The sequence below is a fragment of the Peribacillus sp. CSMR9 genome (assembly GCF_033141925.1).
Lineage (GTDB): Bacteria > Bacillota > Bacilli > Bacillales > DSM-1321 > Peribacillus > Peribacillus simplex_A.
In genome coordinates this window covers 1-1,111 of record NZ_JAOPHO010000200.1, presented here as the reverse complement: position 1 = coordinate 1,111, position 1,111 = coordinate 1, and the positions used below count along the sequence as shown (strand labels likewise).

The following is a 1,111-nucleotide window of genomic DNA, read 5'->3' as shown; positions in this document are numbered from 1 at the left end:
CATTTGTCCAAGTGATCTGCCCATTTCCAGCAACTGTCCAAGACCGCCGCCACCGCCAAGTAATTCAACTGATGAAGATAATAATGATCCTTTAAGGCATAGTCGAAGTCCACAGCTCTGAAAAATATTACTGAATAAAAAACCACATATAATTTTCGCCTTTATAGATATAAAGATTGCCAGCCCATTTATTGGGGATTTTTTTAGTTTTATAATAACCTTGGTAATAAGAAGACAATAGTTTCCATGGATTCTGATGATTTATTAATCTCCAATAGTGAGAGGACGGAACTGGAAATGCATTACGGTATTGAATAGTACCTGGAGACAATGCATAATAAAGCTCCATTGGATTATTCCAATCCATATCATGAATAGATCCCTTAAAAAATAATGACCCTTCTTTTTTATACCGTTGAAGCTTTCTTTTCAGGGATAAAATTCGCTCCTCATGCAGAGTTTCCAACATTTCTTTTACTGACATCTTTTTCATGCTTATTTCCCCCTTTATCGTCTATAAAATCATTTTAACCAAAAAAATAACCATTTATTCATTATTATAAACAATTGTTTATAATAATGAATAAATGGTGCAACCAAGCATATAATTTTTTTATAAGGTTATTTTTTGTTTTCTTTAATCCACTCTATGCTGGTCTCGAGATTTTGGATTAGAAACTCAGCATAAAGTGGATCAATTTTTTCAAGTTCAGCGAGACTTTGTTCAATTCTCCTAAGACGTTGTGAAAATGAAGAGGTAGTATCAAGGGGCAAAACCTTTAACTCATCTTGAATCCTCTCTAAAACATCCAACTTAATATTATCTGATTTCCCCGTTTCTAAATTACTTAAATACCCTGCTGACACATGAAGTTCTTTTGCAAATTCATTTAAACCTTTTCCTTTTCGTACCCTTAATTGCCGAATTTGTTGACCTAAATGTTCCAGCATCTGTCTTTACCTCCATCACAAAAAGCACTTATTCTTAGATTCTATGTTCATCAAGGGAAATGCTATAACTTAATTACATATTCGGAGTGGCGGGACAAAATACCTTTATGTATTATATAAAGCTTTTCTTAAACAAAATAATCTTAAAAGCATAAGACTT

Annotated in this window: 2 protein-coding genes; both read right to left on the bottom strand. The window is 32.8% G+C overall.

Features of this window, described 5'->3' with window-relative positions; all coding sequences use genetic code 11:
• Positions 1-127 precede the first annotated feature (127 nt).
• Positions 128-493 carry a hypothetical protein gene (locus N9I19_RS24880; protein ID WP_317779353.1) on the bottom strand — a complete coding sequence of 122 codons (366 nt, stop codon included), beginning with the start codon at positions 491-493 and terminating at the stop codon, positions 128-130.
• 128 nt (positions 494-621) lie between these two features.
• Entirely contained in the window at positions 622-951 is a 330-nt protein-coding gene (locus N9I19_RS24875) for a helix-turn-helix domain-containing protein (RefSeq protein WP_317779352.1), read from the bottom strand.
• Positions 952-1,111: the final 160 nt, after the last annotated feature.